Source organism: Paraburkholderia sp., assembly GCF_028283785.1.
Lineage (GTDB): Bacteria > Pseudomonadota > Gammaproteobacteria > Burkholderiales > Burkholderiaceae > Paraburkholderia.
This window is the reverse complement of the sequence record NZ_JAPWKB010000001.1, coordinates 78,046-94,347: the sequence shown is the minus strand read 5'-3', so window position 1 is coordinate 94,347 and position 16,302 is coordinate 78,046. Positions and strand designations below refer to the sequence as shown.

The window sequence follows — 16,302 nt, the reverse complement described above, 5'->3', positions numbered from 1 at the left end:
CGAGATGCTGGTCGCGATCGGGTTCAAGGAAATCGAAGTCGGTTTCCCGTCGGCATCGCAGACCGACTTCGATTTCGTTCGCAAGCTGATCGACGAAAAACGCATTCCCGACGACGTCACCATCGAAGTGCTGGTGCAGTCGCGTGAAGACCTGATCGCGCGCACGTTCGACGCGTTGCAAGGCGTGCCGCGCGCGATCGTGCATCTGTATAGCGCGCTGTGTCCGTCGTTCCGCAAGATCGTGTTCAACCAGAACCGCGATCAGATCAAGGCGCTCGCCGTCGAAGGCACGCGCATCATCAAGGAACACGCGCGGCAACGGCCCGACACGGACTGGATCTATCAGTATTCGCCGGAGACGTTCAGCATGACCGAGCTGACGTTCGCGCGCGAAGTGTGCGACGCGGTGGTGCAAACCTGGCGTCCCACGCGCGACCACAAGATGATCGTGAACCTGCCCGCAACCGTCGAGGCCGCCACGCCGAACGTGTTCGCGGATCAGATCGAATGGATGGACCGCAATCTCGCATATCGCGACTGCATCGTACTGTCGGTGCATCCGCATAACGATCGCGGCACGGCCGTCGCCGCAGCCGAAATGGCGTTGCTGGCGGGTGCGGATCGCGTCGAGGGCTGTCTGTTCGGCAACGGCGAGCGCACCGGCAATGTCGATCTCGTGACGCTCGCGATGAACCTGTACACGCAAGGCATCGATCCCGGTCTCGATTTTTCGGACATGGACGCGGTGCGTCGCGTCGTCGAATCGTGCAACCGGATTGCCGTGCATCCGCGGCATCCGTATGCGGGTGAACTCGCGTTCAGCACGCCGTCGATCGAGCATCAGGCGGCGATCCGCAAAGGCTTCGCGCAGCAACGCGCGGATGCGGTCTGGCAAGTGCCGTATCTGCCGGTCGATCCGGCGGACATCGGCCGCTCGTGCGAATACGGCGCGGTGATTCGTGTGGAGAGTCGGCCGGAAACCGACAGCGTGAACGGCACGCAGCACGCGGTATCGACGGTCGGAACGGACGCCGAAAATACCCGCGAAGACGCGCTCGAAACCGTCTGACCATCTGATGGATCGGCGCTGAATGCAGCGCCGAAAACGACAACGCACGCGTTGAACGCGTGCGTTTTGGGGTTGATCCGGCGTGTGCGGTTTGTGGCGGCTATTCGATCGCGCATCGGGTCGCCTGCCACGCGAGCAATCGCCAATGACCGTCTTCCTGCGCGTGAATCGCGGTGTAGGCGATCGGGAACAGCAACGCGCCGTTATTCGCTTCCATCTCGATCAGCGCGCGGCCCGTGACGATATACGTCTCACGCCCGGCCGGCAGCACGTCTTGCGACTGAATCTCGATCTGACGATACCGGCGCCGTCCCGCCGCGATGCCGTCGATGAACTGCTGCTTCGTCTCACGTTTGCCGTTCGTATGAACGTAGCTGACGTGTTCGGAGATCAGCGAGTCCAGCAGCGGACCGTTGCCGTCGACCATCGCCCGAAAGCGGTCGCGCTCGAGGCCGCGGATCGCTTCGATGATTTTTGCCGCCATTGCTCAGCCCCCTTGCACCGGCGAGCTCAACGGCAGCCGCGGTCGTCAGAAGTTATATTGCAAATATAGCTGGCTGAAATTTATACCAGGATTCGGCTCTTTGATACTGGCGTTGGAAAGATGCTGGAACCGGTAACCGGCCTGGTATTGCTGATGCGAACCGAACTGTGCGCCCACGCCCACCATATCGGCGAACTGGAATGCGGTGGACAGTTTGTAGCTGGTCGAGATGGTCGGACTCGTCAGCAGGCGCACGCCGACACCCGCTTCGAAATATGGACGGAACCAGCCCGAGCCCTTGATAAAGCGAAGCACCGGCGTCAAACCGACTTCGCCGATGTTTTCGTGGACGTTGCCTTCGCTGGTGTGCCACCAGGACACGTGCCCTTCGCCGACCACCGTGAAATGCCAGTCGCCGATGTACCACCAGTTCAGCCCCGGATCCCAAACCGCGGCGAGATCGAGCTTGTTGACGTGGTGGTCGGCCATGCCGCCCGCGACCTGCACGCCGAACTGGTCAGCGCGCGCGACGCTCGGCAGTGGCAAGGTTGCGGTAGCGAAGACAGCGGCAAGTGCCGCGACGCGCCAGGATTTCTTTTTCTTTTCCATCGAGCACCCGTTGTCGTTCCCTATCCGTGAACACAATTCCGACGATTGCTTCTAAATTCGATACAGAATCTTCGCGTAACAGACTGTATGGAAAAAGGATATTTTTTGCAATTACTTGCTGCAAATCGAGCAAAAGTTGGTCATTCCGAGACCTTTCTAGTAGCTTCCAAGTAAATTCTACGTCTTAAGAAAGGATTAAGTTTCCCGTGCGTACAATACTATTGAAACACCGGACCCGATAGGAAAACGGGAACTTAAAGCCCTAAGTGGACTCCAAGTATTAGCACTCGGAAATGCAGAGTGCTAACATCGCACGCTGGAGTCGTTATCTATTTGAGCTTTTGTCTGATTCCGAAAAAGGAGTTTTCTACGTGAGCAACGCAATGACCCTTCGAAGTACTCTGAGCCCGTCGTCGGCTAAGGCCGCTTCGGCAGGTGCACTGGCGCTCTCGCAATCGTCGCTGCTGCCCGGCCAGTTGGGCAATATCGATGCGTACATTCAGGCCGTGAACCGGATCCCGATGCTGACGCCCGCAGAAGAGCGCCAGTTCGCGACGGAATTCCGTGAGCAGGCCAATCTTGAATCGGCGCGCCGCATGGTGCTGTCGCACCTTCGGCTGGTTGTATCGATCGCCCGTAATTACCTCGGCTACGGCTTGCCGCATGCCGACTTGATCCAGGAAGGCAACATTGGTCTGATGAAGGCCGTGAAGCGCTTCGACCCGGAGCAGAACGTGCGTCTGGTGTCGTACGCGATGCACTGGATCAAGGCTGAGATTCACGAGTACATCCTGCGCAACTGGCGGATGGTGAAGGTCGCCACCACCAAGGCGCAGCGCAAGCTGTTCTTCAATCTGCGCAGCCACAAACAGGGCTTTCAGGCGTTCACGCCTGAAGAGGTGGAAGGCCTCGCGAAAGAGCTGAACGTGAAGCGCGAGGAAGTCTCGGAAATGGAAACCCGGTTGTCGGGCGGCGATATCGCGCTCGAAGGCCAGGTGGAAGACGGTGAGGAAGCCTTCGCCCCGATCGCGTATCTGGCCGACTCGCACAACGAGCCGACCGCCGTGATGGCCGCGCGTCAACGCGACCGCCTGCAAACGGACGGTATCGCCAGCGCGCTGGAAGCGCTCGACGCCCGCAGCCGCCGCATTATCGAGGCGCGCTGGTTGCAGGTCGAAGACGACGGTTCGGGCGGCTCGACGCTGCACGAACTCGCCGACGAGTTCGGTGTGTCGGCCGAACGCATTCGTCAGATCGAAGCGAGCGCCATGAAAAAGATGCGCAGCGCGTTGAACGAATACGCGTAACTATCGCGGCATGCGCCGGTTGGGTCTTCACGAACCCCGGTGCATGACACGCAAAAAGCCCCGCTGTCGAAAGATCGCGGGGCTTTTTTTCGTCTGGTTGCGCGGGCCGGTGCGCGATGTGCGCCGCGCCATGAAAAAAGCCCGCCTGATCGCTCAGGGCGGGCTTTTAACTTTTCACGCCGACGAACGCACAGTCAGCCAGCGTGAGCGCGAGTCACGCAATCAAGCCGGCACCGGCGTCGCGCCGGGCGTGGCGAGACGCGTCGACAACTGCTGCGCGTAACGCTGCGCCGACTCACCGACGACCACATGGAACGTCTGCGGCGACACCCATGCGACATCGAGCGAGTCGAGACGCGCGCGATCCACCGCCGACGCATCGTGAACGACAACGCGCAGACGCGTCGCGGCCACCGCATTCAGCGACGCCACGTTGCCCGCGCCGCCGAATACCGCGAGCCAGCGGATCGGATCGGGATCGAGCGGACCTGCGCCGGTGGAGGACGTTGCGGTTGCGCTCGCCGTCGCCGGTTGAGGCGCTGCCGGGGCTGCGGCCGTCACAGGCGCGACCGCTGCCTGGGTCGCGCCGCCTTGCGCGATGGTGCCGCGGATTTCGTCGGCGATCATGTCCGCTTCCGGTCCGATGATGACCTGCACGCCGGTCATGCCGCGCTTGATCACGCCGCGCGCGCCGATCGTTTTCAGTTCCGGTTCCGACACCTTCGCCGAATCGACCACCTGCAGACGCAAACGCGTCGTGCACGCATCCACCGTCGTCAGGTTTGCCGCGCCGCCAAGCGCCGCGATATAGCGCACCGCCCGCGACGCCGCCGCACCCGCGACACCGCCGACCGCTGCCAGACCGGCCACCGGCGTCGCGAATCCGCCCGCCGTTTGCGCGCCGTCAGCATCGGCCGACGCCGGTTCGCGGCCCGGTGTCGCCATGTTGAATTTGCGGATAAAGAAGCGGAACAGCCCGTAGTACACGACCGCATAGACGATGCCGATCGGGATCGCCATCCAGCCGTTTTTCGACAGACCGTAATTCAGCACGTAATCGATCGCACCCGCCGAAAACGTGAAGCCGAGGTGAATGCCGAGCGCCGAGCAGATCGCCAGCGACAAGCCCGTCAACACCGCGTGGATCAGGTACAGCACCGGCGCGAGGAACATGAAGCTGAACTCGATCGGCTCGGTCACGCCCGTCAGCAACGACGTCAACGCCATCGAAAACAGCAGGCCGCCGACCACCGCTCGCCGCTCTTTCGGCGCCTCGTGGAACATCGCGAGGCACGCGGCCGGCAGGCCGAACATCATCACCGGGAAGAAGCCGGTCATGAAAGTGCCTGCGGTCGGATCGCCCGCGAAAAAGCGATGCAGATCGCCCGTCACCGCCGCGCCGCCGCCCGGCGGCGTGAACGTGCCGAACACGAACCACGCAAGCGAATTCAGGATGTGATGCAGGCCCGTCACCAGCAACAGACGGTTCAGGAAGCCGAACACGAACGCGCCGATCGCGCCGGCCGTAGTCAGCCATTGGCCAGCCATGTCGATCACGGCCTGGATCGGCTGCCACACGTAGCCGAACACGATCCCGAGTATCAGACAGACCACGCCCGTGACAATCGGCACGAAGCGTTTCCCTCCGAAGAACGCGAGGTAATCGGGCAGCTTGATGTCCTTGTAGCGGTTGTACAGCATGCCCGCGACAACCCCGGCGATGATCCCCGACAGCACGCCCATGTTGAGCTTGTCGTTGATGTCCTTCATCACCGCGATTTCGATCAGATAGCCGATCGCGCCCGCCAGCGCCGCCACGCCGTTATTGTCTTTCGCGAAGCCGACCGCCACGCCGATCGCGAACAGCAGCGGCAGGTTGTCGAAAATCGCACCGCCCGCGTCGGCGATCATCTTGATGTTGAACACATCGGGCTGGCCGAGGCGCAGCAGCAGCCCGGCAACGGGCAGCACGGCAATCGGCAGCATCAACGCGCGGCCGAGCGCCTGTATTTTTACAAACGGATTCCCATCCATGTCGACTCCAATCCTTCGTCTCGTTGGTTGTTGTAGCGTGAGGTTTGTGTTGAGCGAACCGTCGCGATGACCTGATGGCCGCGCTCAGTCGAGCGGCCAGGTTTCGCGGCTTGCCGCTCTTACCGCCTGCGCCGATTCGAGCGCCAGCGCATCCTGGGCTCGTTGACGGCACAGCTGATAATCGAGATTGCGCACGCGCGCCTTGATGCCCGGCACCGAACCCGGATCGACCGACAGTTCGGTCACACCCAGGCCGATCAGCAACGGCGCGGCAAGCGGATCGCCAGCCAGTGCGCCGCATACGCCGACCCATTTGCCGTGCCGTTCCGCGCCTTGCACCGTGGCCGAAATCAGCCGCAGCACGGCCGGATGCAGGCCGTCGGATTGCGCGGCGAGATCGGGTTGGCAACGGTCCATTGCGAGCGTGTATTGCGTCAGATCGTTGGTGCCGATCGACAGGAAATCGGCGTGCTTCGCGAGTTGATCGGCCAGCAGTGCCGCCGACGGCACTTCGATCATCACGCCCACTTCGATCTTTTCCGTGCGACCCATTTCACGCGCGAATTCGTCGATACGCTTGCGCAGATGAATCAGTTCGGCCACATCGGTGACCATCGGCAGCAGGATGCGCACGGCGCCGAACGGCTTCACCGCGAGCAGCCCGCGCAACTGGTCGTCGAGCAGATCCGGACGCACCTGCGCGAGGCGAATGCCGCGCAAGCCGAGCGCCGGATTGGTCTCCGGCGGCAGCGTCAGATAATCCACTTCCTTGTCCGCGCCGACATCGAGCGTGCGGATGATTGCGGTGCGTCCGCCCAGCGCATCGGCGATCGCCTGATAGCTCTGACGATGCTCGTCGACGCTCGGCGCTTGCGGACGGTGAATAAACAGCAGTTCCGTGCGCAACAAACCGATCGCGTCGGCGCCGTTGTCGACGGCGATCGTCGCGTCGTCGAGCGTGGCGATATTCGCGGCGACTTCGATCGCGCGTCCATCCGACGTCACAGCGGCTTGCTGCGACGTGCGCAGATTGGCCTCGGCCATACCGGCGAGCCGCGAGCGTTCGCCGCGCGCACGTTCGAGGTCCTGCTGCGTCGGCGCGAATTCGATTCGGCCGTTAGTCGCGTTCACGACGACTTGCGTGCCGTCCGCGATTGCGTGCAGCGCGTCGCCCACGGCGACCAGCGCCGGAATGCCCGCCTGACGCGCGAGAATCGCTGCGTGCGAGGTTGCGCCGCCTCGCGACATCACCAGCGCCGTGACGCGCGACCGGTCGAGCGTGGACAGATCGGACGGCGTGAATTCGTCGGCGGCCAGCACGGCTTCTTCCGGCAGCGCGCGCGCCGCCGCATTCGAATAACCGAGCGCGCGCAACACGCGCTTTTCGAGGTCGCGCAAATCCGCGGCGCGTTCGGCCAGCAGCGCGTCGTCGATTTGCGTGAGCACGGCGATTTGCGCGCGAATCGACTCGCGCCACGCAAAGCCCGCGCTCTTGCCGAGGCTGATCAGATCGCGAGCCGCGTCGAGCAGCGCCGGATCTTCGAGCAACACGCGATGTACCGCAAAAATGCCCGCCTCGCCGTGCGCACCGCGTTGCGACGCGTCGCGAACCGTCGTATTCAATTCGGCATCGACGCTCGCCAGCGCCTTGTCGAGCGCGCGGCTTTCCGCCGACGACGTGGCCGTCGCGAGTTCGGGCGGATCGATATCCGCATCGTCCCAACGAACCAGCGTGCCGACCGCGACGCCGGGCGCGGCGCACACGCCGGCCAGCGTGTTCGCCGCCAGCGGCTCGCCCGCCGTACGCACGACAGCTTGCGGCGCGGGCGAACCGCGACGCGCCGGTTTCTCTTCCGCTTCGCCGTGCGCCTCGCGCAGCAGTTCGAGCGCGACGGCTTCGACCGCGTCCGCCGCCTGCGCACCGATCGCGACGATCTCGATCACCGTGCCCTGACCCGCGCCGAGTCCCAGCAACCCGACCACGCTTTCGACCGCCGACTTGCGTCCTTCGTAGCGCAATTCGACGCGCGCCTCGAAGCCGCGCGCGGCTTCGCGCACGCGCGCCGCCGGACGCGCGTGCAGACCGCCCGCATGCGCCAGCGTCACCGAGCGACGCGCTTCCGCCTCGACGTTGACGGATTCCCGCGACGCTTGCGCCGCCGCACCGGCACGCGGGCGCAACACCAGCAGCGGCGTTTCACCAGCCTTGACCGTGCCGCCTTGCACGCGCTCGACAATCTCGAATGCGTCGGAATTCGCGATCGCGATCACCGACACCAGACTCGGCGCGTGACACGCGATCTGATCCTGATCGAACTCGATCAGCACGTCGCCGGCACGCACTTGCGCGCCCTGCTCGACCATCGGCGCAAAACCCTTGCCGTTCAGCTCGACCGTATCGATGCCGATGTGCAGCAGGATTTCCGCGCCGTCGGGCGTCGCGAGGGTCAGCGCGTGACCGGTGCGCGCGAGATGCGTGAGCGTGCCGTCGCACGGCGCGACCAGCACGCCCGCGAGCGGATCGATACCGATTCCATCGCCGAACATGCCGCCCGAAAACACCGGGTCGGGCACGCTCGCGAGCGGCACGACCGGGCCGGTCAATGGCGCGAGCAAAACAATATGGCCTTGGGACGGGCTCATCAGGCGGGACTCCTCGACACGTCGCATCTGCATCTCGTTCAGTGAGTTTCGGTGACTTTATTCAGATGGCGGGGCGCATCGGGATTGCGTCCGCGAGCGGCGGCGAGCCCCGCTGCCATCACATAAAAGGAAAGGATCGCGGCAATCGGATCGAGCGCCGGATGATCGGTGGTGGCGAGCGGCAGCGTGGCCTCTGCAACGTCCGACGGCGCGGCGAGCAGCACCCGAGCGCCGCGCGCCCGCATATCGCGCGCGAGTTGCAGCAAACCGGCCTGCTCGGGCCCGCGCGGCGCGAAAACCAGCAGCGGATAGTCGCGGTCGATCAGTTCCATCGGACCGTGCCGCACTTCCGCGCTCGAAAACGCCTCGGCCTGAATGCCCGAGGTTTCCTTCAGCTTCAGCGCCGCTTCCTGCGCAATCGCAAGACCCAGCCCGCGGCCGATCACGATCATCCGCTCGACGCCGCGCAGTTCTTGGACGGCCGGGCTCCAGTCCAGCGAACCCGCGTGCCGCAGCGCCGACGGCAAGGTTTCGAGTGCAGCGAGCAAGCCGTTGTCCTGTTGCCAGTGCGCGACCAGCAACGCCGACAGCGACAGCATCGCGATATAGCTCTTGGTGGCGGCGACGCTGATCTCCGGACCGGCGACGAGCGGCAGATGCCATTCGCATGCGTGTTCGAGCGGCGAATCGGGTGCGTTGACGGCGGCGACGGTCAGCGCGCCGGCATCGCGCAGCGCGGCCATCGTGCCGATCAGATCGGGGCTTTTGCCGGATTGGGAGAACGCGAGCGCGAGCTGTCCGCTGACCTTCAGCGGCGCCTGTTGCAACGTCGCGACCGACATCGGCAACGACGCGACCGGCACGCCGATCCGACTCATCGTCAGGCTGGCGAAATAACTCGCCGCGTGATCGGAGCTGCCGCGCGCGACCGTCAACGCGACGTGGCGCGGTTGCGCGGACAACACGCGGGCCAGCGCTTCGATGTGCGCACAATCGGCGAGTTGCGCCGCGACGACGTCGGCCGAGGCCAACGCTTCTTTAAGCATATTCGACAATCGATTCTCCTTCGACGTAGGTTGCGCTCAACGCCAGTTCACGATCGAACACGACGACATCGGCCCACGCGCCGCGCGCAAGGCGGCCACGGTCTTCGAGGCCGAGATAGTCGGCGGCGTAGCGCGACATACGGTTTGATACATCGGCGATCGGCAAGCCGATCGAGACGAGATTGCGCAGCGCCTGATCCATCGTCAGCGTGCTGCCGGCGAGCGTGCCGTCGGCGAGGCGAACGCCGCCCAGACACTTGGTGACGTGCTGGCTGCCGAGGCGATATTCGCCGTCCGGCATGCCGGTGGCCGCCGTGCTGTCGGTCACGACGTACAGACGCGGAATCGCACGCAATGCCGCGCGAATCGCGCCCGGATGGACGTGCAGCAGATCGGGAATGATTTCGGCGAATTCCGCATGCGCGAGCGCCGCGCCGACGAGGCCGGGATTGCGGTGATGCAGCGGCGACATCGCGTTGAACAGATGCGTGAAACCGCACGCGCCGTGTTTCAGCGCGGCGACCGCGTCGTCGTACGTGCCGAGCGAATGACCGAGCTGCACGCGCACACCGCGCGCCGCCATTTCCGAGATCACGTCCATATGACCGGCGATTTCCGGCGCGAGCGTGACCACGCGGATCGGCGCGATGGACAGATACGTGAGCACTTCGTCGAGCACCGCCGACACGGCCGCGTCGGGTTGCGCGCCGAGTTTGCCGGGATTGATATACGGCCCTTCGAGATGCACGCCGAGCACGCGTGCGCCGCCCGGCGTGCGTGTCTTCGCGAGATTGCCGAGTTGCGCGACGACGGTCATCAGTTCGTCGCGCGGCGCGGTCATGGTCGTCGCGAGCAGGCTGGTCGTGCCGAAACGTGCGTGCGTGCGGGTGATGGTTTCGATCACATCGCCGCCCTCCATCACATCCGCGCCGCCGCCGCCGTGCACATGCAGATCGATGAAGCCGGGCAGGATGTACGGCGCGTCGTTGGTGGCAGGATCGACACGGTCACCGTCGAGCGCGGTGATGCGGCCGTTTTCGACTTCGAGCGTGCCGTGAATCCACCCATCGGTGGTGAGAATATTTCCGGTCAGCATGTGTCTCTCTGGGGATGCCTGAATCTTTTATGTGACGACGGACGCCGCGTCGGACGCGAGCGCAGGCTCGCGATCAGCAGCGCAATTCGGCGACGAAATCGTAGTAGTCGTCGCGGCAATAGGTGTCGGTGAGTTCGATCGCGCGCTGGTCGGCGCTATAGCCGATCCGCGTGATCATCAGCAGCGCTTCGCGCGGCTCGATGTCCATCAGCGCAGCGATTTCGGTGCTCGCGTTCACTGCCCTGAAATGCTGCAATGCGCGTACCACGGCCATGCCGCGCTGTTCCAGATAGCTGTAGAGCGACACGCCGATCGCCTGCGGATCCGGGACGATCGACGCCGGCAACGCGGAATGCTCGACCGCCATCACGATGCCGTCGGCGCGCCGCAAGCGACGCAAGCTCGTCACCGTCGCGCCGGGCGACAAGCCCAGATGAACGATCTCCTCGCGGTTCGCCGCGCGCTCGCCGCGTTCGAGCCACACGGAATCCGGGCGAAAGCCGCGCTGTTCCATCTTTTTCGTGAAGCCGGTGAGCCGCGACAGCGGATCTTCGACGCGCGGCGTGATGAAACTGCCCGCCCCACGAGAGCGCCGGATCAAACCCTGTTCGACCAGCAACTCGATCGCCTTGCGCGCGGTGATCCGCGATACGCCGATCGAATCGGACAACGTGCGCTCCGACGGCAACGCCTCGCCCGCCGACCACACGCCGCAATGGATCGCCGTGGCCAGGTTACGTGCGAGTTGCAGATAGAGCGGCGTGACGTTGCGGGCGTCAGGCATCAGTGCGGACCAGCGAGTTTCCATGGGGCTCCGGCGACCGTTAAGTGAGGACGGCTTGGGATAATTTGAGAGCCCATTATATAACCACCATAATACCAGTCAACGGAGTGGTTCTATGGTGGTGAAAGGCGTCTCAAAGCCTTGATGGCTGGGCCTTTCAGCGAATTCTGGAGGGCCTTTGAGGTACAAATCGAAGATCAGGATTTACCCGTATTCAAGATAGTCTGAACGTCGACGAAGTGCCACTGGTATGCAACCGCCGATGCAAGTTCGGGAACAGTGGTCTGGATTGTCGATACCTGTCTAGTACCAGTGCGGCGGCGTGGACGGTAGGTTTTACTTGTGCAAACCGGCCCATCAAATATAGTGGCGGGTTATATAAAACAATTTTGGGAGGCGTCGCGTTGATCGATCCCGTTGCCCGGCAGAACGCAGAGGCCGTCCGCCATTTCAACCGCTTTTACACGCGGCACATCGGCGCGCTGCACGAACATCTGCACAAGAGCGCGTTCTCGCTGACGGAAGTGCGCGTGCTGCAGGAGCTGTCGCGCGAACGCACGCAGACGGCGGCGACCCTGGCGCGCAACCTCGGCCTGGACAGCGGATATCTGAGCCGTCTTCTGACAAGCTTCGAGCGGCGTGGACTGATCTCACGCCGTCCGTCCGACAGCGACGCGCGGCAATCGCTAATTTCGCTGACAGACTCGGGGCGCGACGCGTACTCGCCGCTCGACGTCGCCGCCACCGAAGAAGTGTGCAACGTGCTCGAACGCCTTCAACCGGGCGCGCAGGAGCAGTTGATCGCCGCGATGAAGCTGGTGGAGCGGCTGCTCGACGACCGGCGCGCGTCGCCGAGCATCGTCACGTTGCGTGCGCCGCGGGCGGGCGAATACGGCTGGATCGTGCATCGTCAGGCGCAACTCTTTGCGGCCGAATACGGCTGGGATCAATCGTTCGAAGGCATGCTGGCGCAGACGGTCGCGGACCTCGCGCAGCGCGGCGACGCGCAGCGCGAAACCTGCTGGATCGCGGAACAGGACGGCGCGCTGGTCGGCTCGGCGCTGCTGACAGCCTTGCCCGACGGCAACGACGCGCAAATCCTGTTGCTATACGTCGAGCCGGAAGTGCGCAAGCTCGGCGTCGGTGAAAAGCTGGTGGCCGAATGCGTGCGCTTCGCGAAAGACGCGGGCTACGCGACGCTGAAAATGCCGGTCGCGTCGGTCTTGCTGGAAGCCCGGCGGCTGGCGTCGCGCGCGGGTTTCGCTCAGGCCGCGAGCGTCGAGGAACATCGTTACGGCCACGATCTGGCGATCGAAAGCTGGGAACGCGAGATGCACGCGTAACGCACACGTCGCGCTTCAAATCTTGCTGATAAAAAAACGCCGTGGCATGCCACGGCGTTTTTTATCGACGTCCGGCGTTCGATCAGAACGAAGGCACCATCGATCCCTTGAACTGGTCTTTCAGGAACTGGCGAACGTCTTCCGACTGGTACGCGGCGACCAGCTTCTTGACCCACGGCTTGTCCTTGTCCTGCGCGCGCACGGCGATCAGGTTCGCGTACGGGCTGTGCACGTCTTCCAGCGCGATAGCGTCTTTAGTGGGCTGCAGGTTCGCGGCCAGCGCGTAGTTCGTGTTGATCGCGGCGGCGTCGACGTCGGCCAGCGAGCGCGGAATCTGCGCGGCGTCGAGTTCGACCAGCTTCACCTTCTTCGGATTGTCGGTGACATCCAGCGGCGTGGCGTTGTTGCCGTTGGCGCCTGCGCCAGCCTTCAGCTTGATCACGCCTTGCGATTGCAACAGCAGCAGCGCACGGTTTTCATTCGACGGATCGTTCGGCACAGCGACCTTCGCGCCTTGCGGCAGGTCTTTTAGCGACTTCAGTTTCTTCGAGTAAATGCCGAGCGGCGAGATATATGTCAGACCGGCGCTGACGAGCTTGTAGCCGCGTTGCTTGACCTGGCTGTCGAGATACGGCTGATGCTGGAAGCTGTTCGCGTCGAGATCGCCGGCGTCGAGCGCGGCGTTCGGCTGCACGTAATCGTTGAATTCGATGACCTTGATGTTCAGGCCTTCGCGTTTCGCAACTTTCTGGACCACGGCCCAGACTTGCGCATCGGGACCGCTGACGGTGCCGACCTTGATGACCTTGTCGTCGGCGTGCGCGCCGAAGCTGGCGACGAGTGCTGCGGATGCGACGACTGCCGAAAGAGCTTTGAGGATAGTTCTGCGCTGCATGTGATTCTCGCTTTCTTGCTTTTCTGATCGGTATCAGACGATAAAAAGCTGGCGACGGACTGTGTCGTCAACTGGACCTTAAATGGTCTCATACGTCTGACGCGAAGTGAAATACAGGGATCGCATATGGGTATGCGCGGGGCGCGCCTGGACCAAAAGTGCCGCGCGACGGCGGCGTGATTCTCGCGATCCGGATCGAGCGCGAACGGCTCGACGCGATTCTCGCCAGCGATCCGTTCGCCCAGCAGAATCTCGTGCGATATGAGGTGATGGAATTCAAGGCGACCCGGCTGGCGCCGGGCCTGAATCTGCCGATGCCGCTTTGAACGGCGCTCAGTCGAACAGCAGTTTGAAGTCGTGGACCCACGGTTCGGCGCCCTGCCCGTCGCGGGCGAACAGCCGCAGCTTGCCGTCGGGATCGAACACGTAGCTCGCGGCCGTGTGGTCCATCGTGTAGCTGTTGGGCGTCTTGCCCGGCACTTTCGCGTAGTAGACGCGGAAATCCTTCGTGACCTTTTTCAGCTGGGCTTCGTCGGCGGGGCGCAGACCGATAAAGGTCGGATTGAAGGCGGGTGCGTACTGCGCGAGGATTTGCGGCGTGTCGCGTTCCGGGTCGACCGTGACGAACAGCACCTGAACGCGTTTCGCGTTATCCGGACCGAGTTCCTGCAGCGCTTGCGACAACTCGGCCATCGTCGTCGGACACACGTCCGGACAATGCGTGTAGCCGAAAAACAGCACCACGACCTTGCCTTTGTAATCCGCCATCGTGCGGATCTTGCCGTTCGTGTCCGGCAGCGCGAAATCGCTCGCGAATTGCGTGTTGCCGGTGATGTCCAGATTCGTGAACGACGGCGACTGCTTCCCGCACCCCGAGATCAGCACCGCGCCGCCGAGCGCGCAGGCCGTCAGGGCGATGCGCGCGACGCGCGCAAGCCTGTTTGTGAGCATTTTTTTACACGCCGATCAGGGCGCGCGTGTAGTGGTCGATCAGCAGCGCGGCAAACAGCAGCGACAGATAGACGATCGAATAACGAAACATCGCCCGGGCGAGCGTGTCGGAATATTCGCGGTAGATTTTCCACGCATACGCGAGGAACACGGCGCCGAGCAGCACGGCCGCCACCAGATACACGAGCCCGCTCATCCCGGAGATGAACGGCATCATCGTGACCGCGTAGAGGATCACCGAGTACAGCAGGATATGCAGGCGCGTGTACGCCTCGCCGTGCGTGTTCGGCAGCATCGGCAAGCCCGACGCCTCGTAGTCTTTACGGCGATACAACGCAAGCGCCCAGAAATGCGGCGGCGTCCATACGAAGATGATCAGCACGAGAATCCACGCGTCGCCGGGCACATGACCCGTCACAGCCGCCCAGCCGAGCGCCGGCGGCATCGCGCCCGACGCGCCGCCGATCACGATGTTCTGCGGCGTGGCCGGCTTCAGCAACAGCGTGTAGATCACCGCGTAACCGACGAACGTGGCGATGGTCAGCCACATGGTCAGCGCGTTGGTGAACGTGTAGAGCGTCCACATGCCGAGCGCGCCGAGCACCGCGGAAAACAGCAGGATTTGCGACGTGGTGATTTCGCCGCGCGCGGACGGACGCCACGCGGTACGACGCATCAGCGCATCGACTTTTTGCTCGACGAGGCAGTTGATCGCGAATGCGGCGCCGGCCAGCAACCAGATACCGACCGTGCCGCCGATCAGCACGGTCCACGGGACCATGCCGGGTGTGGCGAGGAACATGCCGATGACCGCGCAAAATACGGCCAGTTGCGTGACGCGCGGCTTGGTCAGCGCGATATATTGGGAAATCCGGTTACCGGGAGAACGAGGGATAGTTGTGCTGTCCATGGGGGTCAGGCAGGCGCGGCGTCGCGCGCAGGCAAGACGGCGCGGCCGGGACGGCTATAGGCGATTCGAAAGTTTAGCATGACGAGCAACAATAACAGGATGGCGGCGCCACCGTTGTGGGCGACGGCAACCGGCAACGGCCACTGCAGCACGATGTTCGACATACCGGTGATGAACTGGATCACGACCACCGCAAGAACGCCGTTGGCCGGCCGCCGGAGCGATTCAAATCTGCGCATTTTTAGCGCAAACCAGATCAGATATGCGACGACCACGACCGCGAACGTCCGATGCGTCCAATGGATCGCGACCAGTGCGTCCTGCGTGATGATGTCGCCATCGCTGGTCATGCCGAGTGCGCGCCACAGGTGAAAACCGTGCGCGAAATCCATCGGCGGAATCCATTGGCCGTTGCAGGTCGGGAAGTCAGTGCACGCTAACACCGCGTAATTGGTGCTCACCCAACCGCCCAACGCGATCTGCAGGACCAGCAGCGCCAGGCCCACCAGCGCGGCCGCACGCCAGCGCGCCACTTCCGGCTCGAAAGCCGGAAACGGCGTCAGCCGCGCGCCCAGCCAGCCGAGCGTGCCGAGCAGTGCCAGTCCGAGCAACAGATGCGTCGTCACGATCACGGGTTGCAGCTTGAGCGTCACGGTCCATGCGCCGAACGCGCCTTGCACGAGAATCAGCAGCAGCAGCGACGTCGGCCACCACGGCGACACATGCAGCGGCCTGCGACGAATCCGCGCAGCCCACGCGATGATCGTCTGCGCGACGATCAACACGCCGATCGCCATCGCGAAATAGCGGTGAATCATCTCGATCCACGCCTTGCTCATGCTGACCGGTCCCGTCGGCATCAACTGATGCGCGGCGGAAATCGCCGCATGCGCGATAAACGGCGACGACGTGCCATAACAACCGGGCCAGTCGGGACAACCGAGGCCCGAATCGGTGAGCCGCGTAAAACCGCCGAACATCACCAGATCGAGCGTCATGAAGGTCGTGACCCACACCAGCTTGCGGAATTTGCTGTCATCCGCCTTGACCCACACGTAAGACAGCGGAAGCAGTGCAATGCACAAGCCGATCAGGCCCAGTTCCAATACGAACATCTCTCTTACCCTTGTT

The 16,302-nt window shown here is 63.4% G+C and carries 15 protein-coding genes and 1 pseudogene; 5 read left to right on the top strand and 11 right to left on the bottom strand.

Annotation, left to right across the window (positions count from 1 at the left end):
* Nucleotides 1-973 (top strand): annotated as a pseudogene (locus tag PW947_RS00480) (2-isopropylmalate synthase); the annotation flags it as partial.
* Nucleotides 974-1,169: 196 nt separating this feature from the next.
* On the opposite strand, the gene PW947_RS00475 reads toward PW947_RS00480, so the two are convergent.
* Nucleotides 1,170-1,553 (bottom strand): nuclear transport factor 2 family protein, encoded by a 384-nt coding sequence (locus PW947_RS00475; protein ID WP_299628650.1) that lies wholly within the window; start codon nucleotides 1,551-1,553, stop codon nucleotides 1,170-1,172.
* Between the two features lie 45 nt (nucleotides 1,554-1,598).
* Nucleotides 1,599-2,162, bottom strand: a complete 564-nt coding sequence (locus tag PW947_RS00470; RefSeq protein WP_299628648.1) for an acyloxyacyl hydrolase — start codon at nucleotides 2,160-2,162, stop codon at nucleotides 1,599-1,601.
* 371 nt (nucleotides 2,163-2,533) lie between these two features.
* Here PW947_RS00470 and rpoH point away from each other — a divergent pair, with 371 nt between their 5' ends.
* Both rpoH and PW947_RS00460 read left to right on the top strand, forming a co-directional pair.
* The gene (gene rpoH, locus PW947_RS00465) at nucleotides 2,534-3,469 is read left to right on the top strand and encodes an RNA polymerase sigma factor RpoH (protein WP_299628646.1); all 936 of its coding nucleotides are present in this window, start codon (nucleotides 2,534-2,536) and stop codon (nucleotides 3,467-3,469) included.
* Between the two features lie 43 nt (nucleotides 3,470-3,512).
* The gene (locus PW947_RS00460) at nucleotides 3,513-3,752 is read left to right on the top strand and encodes a hypothetical protein (protein ID WP_299628644.1); all 240 of its coding nucleotides are present in this window, start codon (nucleotides 3,513-3,515) and stop codon (nucleotides 3,750-3,752) included.
* Here the strand turns inward: PW947_RS00460 and nagE are convergent.
* The 5 genes from nagE to PW947_RS00435 form a co-directional block, all read right to left on the bottom strand.
* Entirely contained in the window at nucleotides 3,692-5,503 is a 1,812-nt protein-coding gene (gene nagE / locus PW947_RS00455; RefSeq protein ID WP_299628642.1) for an N-acetylglucosamine-specific PTS transporter subunit IIBC, read from the bottom strand. The two genes, PW947_RS00460 and nagE, sit on opposite strands and share 61 nt — an antisense overlap.
* A gap of 84 nt (nucleotides 5,504-5,587) precedes the next feature.
* Entirely contained in the window at nucleotides 5,588-8,146 is a 2,559-nt protein-coding gene (ptsP, locus tag PW947_RS00450; RefSeq protein WP_299628640.1) for a phosphoenolpyruvate--protein phosphotransferase, read from the bottom strand.
* Between the two features lie 38 nt (nucleotides 8,147-8,184).
* A complete protein-coding gene (locus tag PW947_RS00445; RefSeq protein ID WP_299628656.1) occupies nucleotides 8,185-9,192 on the bottom strand; it encodes an SIS domain-containing protein in 1,008 nt (335 codons plus the stop codon).
* Nucleotides 9,185-10,288: an N-acetylglucosamine-6-phosphate deacetylase gene (nagA, locus tag PW947_RS00440; protein ID WP_299628639.1), complete on the bottom strand. Its 1,104-nt coding sequence runs from the start codon at nucleotides 10,286-10,288 to the stop codon at nucleotides 9,185-9,187. The genes PW947_RS00445 and nagA overlap by 8 nt, the downstream gene beginning before the upstream one ends.
* 73 nt (nucleotides 10,289-10,361) lie before the next feature.
* Entirely contained in the window at nucleotides 10,362-11,096 is a 735-nt protein-coding gene (locus PW947_RS00435; RefSeq protein ID WP_299628637.1) for a GntR family transcriptional regulator, read from the bottom strand.
* Between the two features lie 380 nt (nucleotides 11,097-11,476).
* Between PW947_RS00435 and PW947_RS00430 the strand changes: the two genes are divergently transcribed.
* Complete coding sequence (locus PW947_RS00430) at nucleotides 11,477-12,415, top strand: bifunctional helix-turn-helix transcriptional regulator/GNAT family N-acetyltransferase (RefSeq protein ID WP_299628635.1); 939 nt, start codon at nucleotides 11,477-11,479, stop codon at nucleotides 12,413-12,415.
* A gap of 82 nt (nucleotides 12,416-12,497) precedes the next feature.
* Here the strand turns inward: PW947_RS00430 and PW947_RS00425 are convergent, their stop codons facing one another.
* Nucleotides 12,498-13,310 (bottom strand): MetQ/NlpA family ABC transporter substrate-binding protein, encoded by an 813-nt coding sequence (locus PW947_RS00425; RefSeq protein ID WP_299628633.1) that lies wholly within the window; start codon nucleotides 13,308-13,310, stop codon nucleotides 12,498-12,500.
* Between the two features lie 158 nt (nucleotides 13,311-13,468).
* Here PW947_RS00425 and PW947_RS00420 point away from each other — a divergent pair, with 158 nt between their 5' ends.
* Nucleotides 13,469-13,636 carry a hypothetical protein gene (locus tag PW947_RS00420; protein WP_299628631.1) on the top strand — a complete coding sequence of 56 codons (168 nt, stop codon included), beginning with the start codon at nucleotides 13,469-13,471 and terminating at the stop codon, nucleotides 13,634-13,636.
* Between the two features lie 7 nt (nucleotides 13,637-13,643).
* Here the strand turns inward: PW947_RS00420 and PW947_RS00415 are convergent, their stop codons facing one another.
* The 3 genes from PW947_RS00415 to PW947_RS00405 are packed head-to-tail and all read right to left on the bottom strand — an operon-like array spanning nucleotide 13,644 to nucleotide 16,286.
* The gene (locus PW947_RS00415; protein WP_299628629.1) at nucleotides 13,644-14,261 is read right to left on the bottom strand and encodes an SCO family protein; all 618 of its coding nucleotides are present in this window, start codon (nucleotides 14,259-14,261) and stop codon (nucleotides 13,644-13,646) included.
* Nucleotides 14,262-14,265: 4 nt separating this feature from the next.
* Entirely contained in the window at nucleotides 14,266-15,171 is a 906-nt protein-coding gene (gene cyoE / locus PW947_RS00410; protein WP_299628627.1) for a heme o synthase, read from the bottom strand.
* A gap of 5 nt (nucleotides 15,172-15,176) precedes the next feature.
* Nucleotides 15,177-16,286, bottom strand: coding sequence for a COX15/CtaA family protein (locus PW947_RS00405; protein ID WP_299628625.1), 1,110 nt, complete (start codon nucleotides 16,284-16,286; stop codon nucleotides 15,177-15,179).
* Nucleotides 16,287-16,302 lie beyond the last annotated feature (16 nt).

What these genes read in the sequence shown, in the direction of transcription:
- ptsP (WP_299628640.1), bottom strand. Translation starts at nt 8,146, where the DNA reads ATGAGCCCGTCCCAAGGCCATATTGTTTTGCTCGCGCCATTGACCGGC.
- PW947_RS00425 (WP_299628633.1), bottom strand. Translation starts at nt 13,310, where the DNA reads ATGCAGCGCAGAACTATCCTCAAAGCTCTTTCGGCAGTCGTCGCATCC.
- PW947_RS00415 (WP_299628629.1), bottom strand. Translation starts at nt 14,261, where the DNA reads ATGCTCACAAACAGGCTTGCGCGCGTCGCGCGCATCGCCCTGACGGCC.
- PW947_RS00470 (WP_299628648.1), bottom strand. Translation starts at nt 2,162, where the DNA reads ATGGAAAAGAAAAAGAAATCCTGGCGCGTCGCGGCACTTGCCGCTGTC.
- nagE (WP_299628642.1), bottom strand. Translation starts at nt 5,503, where the DNA reads ATGGATGGGAATCCGTTTGTAAAAATACAGGCGCTCGGCCGCGCGTTG.
- PW947_RS00435 (WP_299628637.1), bottom strand. Translation starts at nt 11,096, where the DNA reads ATGGAAACTCGCTGGTCCGCACTGATGCCTGACGCCCGCAACGTCACG.
- PW947_RS00405 (WP_299628625.1), bottom strand. Translation starts at nt 16,286, where the DNA reads ATGTTCGTATTGGAACTGGGCCTGATCGGCTTGTGCATTGCACTGCTT.
- cyoE (WP_299628627.1), bottom strand. Translation starts at nt 15,171, where the DNA reads ATGGACAGCACAACTATCCCTCGTTCTCCCGGTAACCGGATTTCCCAA.
- PW947_RS00460 (WP_299628644.1), top strand. Translation starts at nt 3,513, where the DNA reads ATGACACGCAAAAAGCCCCGCTGTCGAAAGATCGCGGGGCTTTTTTTC.
- PW947_RS00475 (WP_299628650.1), bottom strand. Translation starts at nt 1,553, where the DNA reads ATGGCGGCAAAAATCATCGAAGCGATCCGCGGCCTCGAGCGCGACCGC.
- PW947_RS00445 (WP_299628656.1), bottom strand. Translation starts at nt 9,192, where the DNA reads ATGCTTAAAGAAGCGTTGGCCTCGGCCGACGTCGTCGCGGCGCAACTC.
- nagA (WP_299628639.1), bottom strand. Translation starts at nt 10,288, where the DNA reads ATGCTGACCGGAAATATTCTCACCACCGATGGGTGGATTCACGGCACG.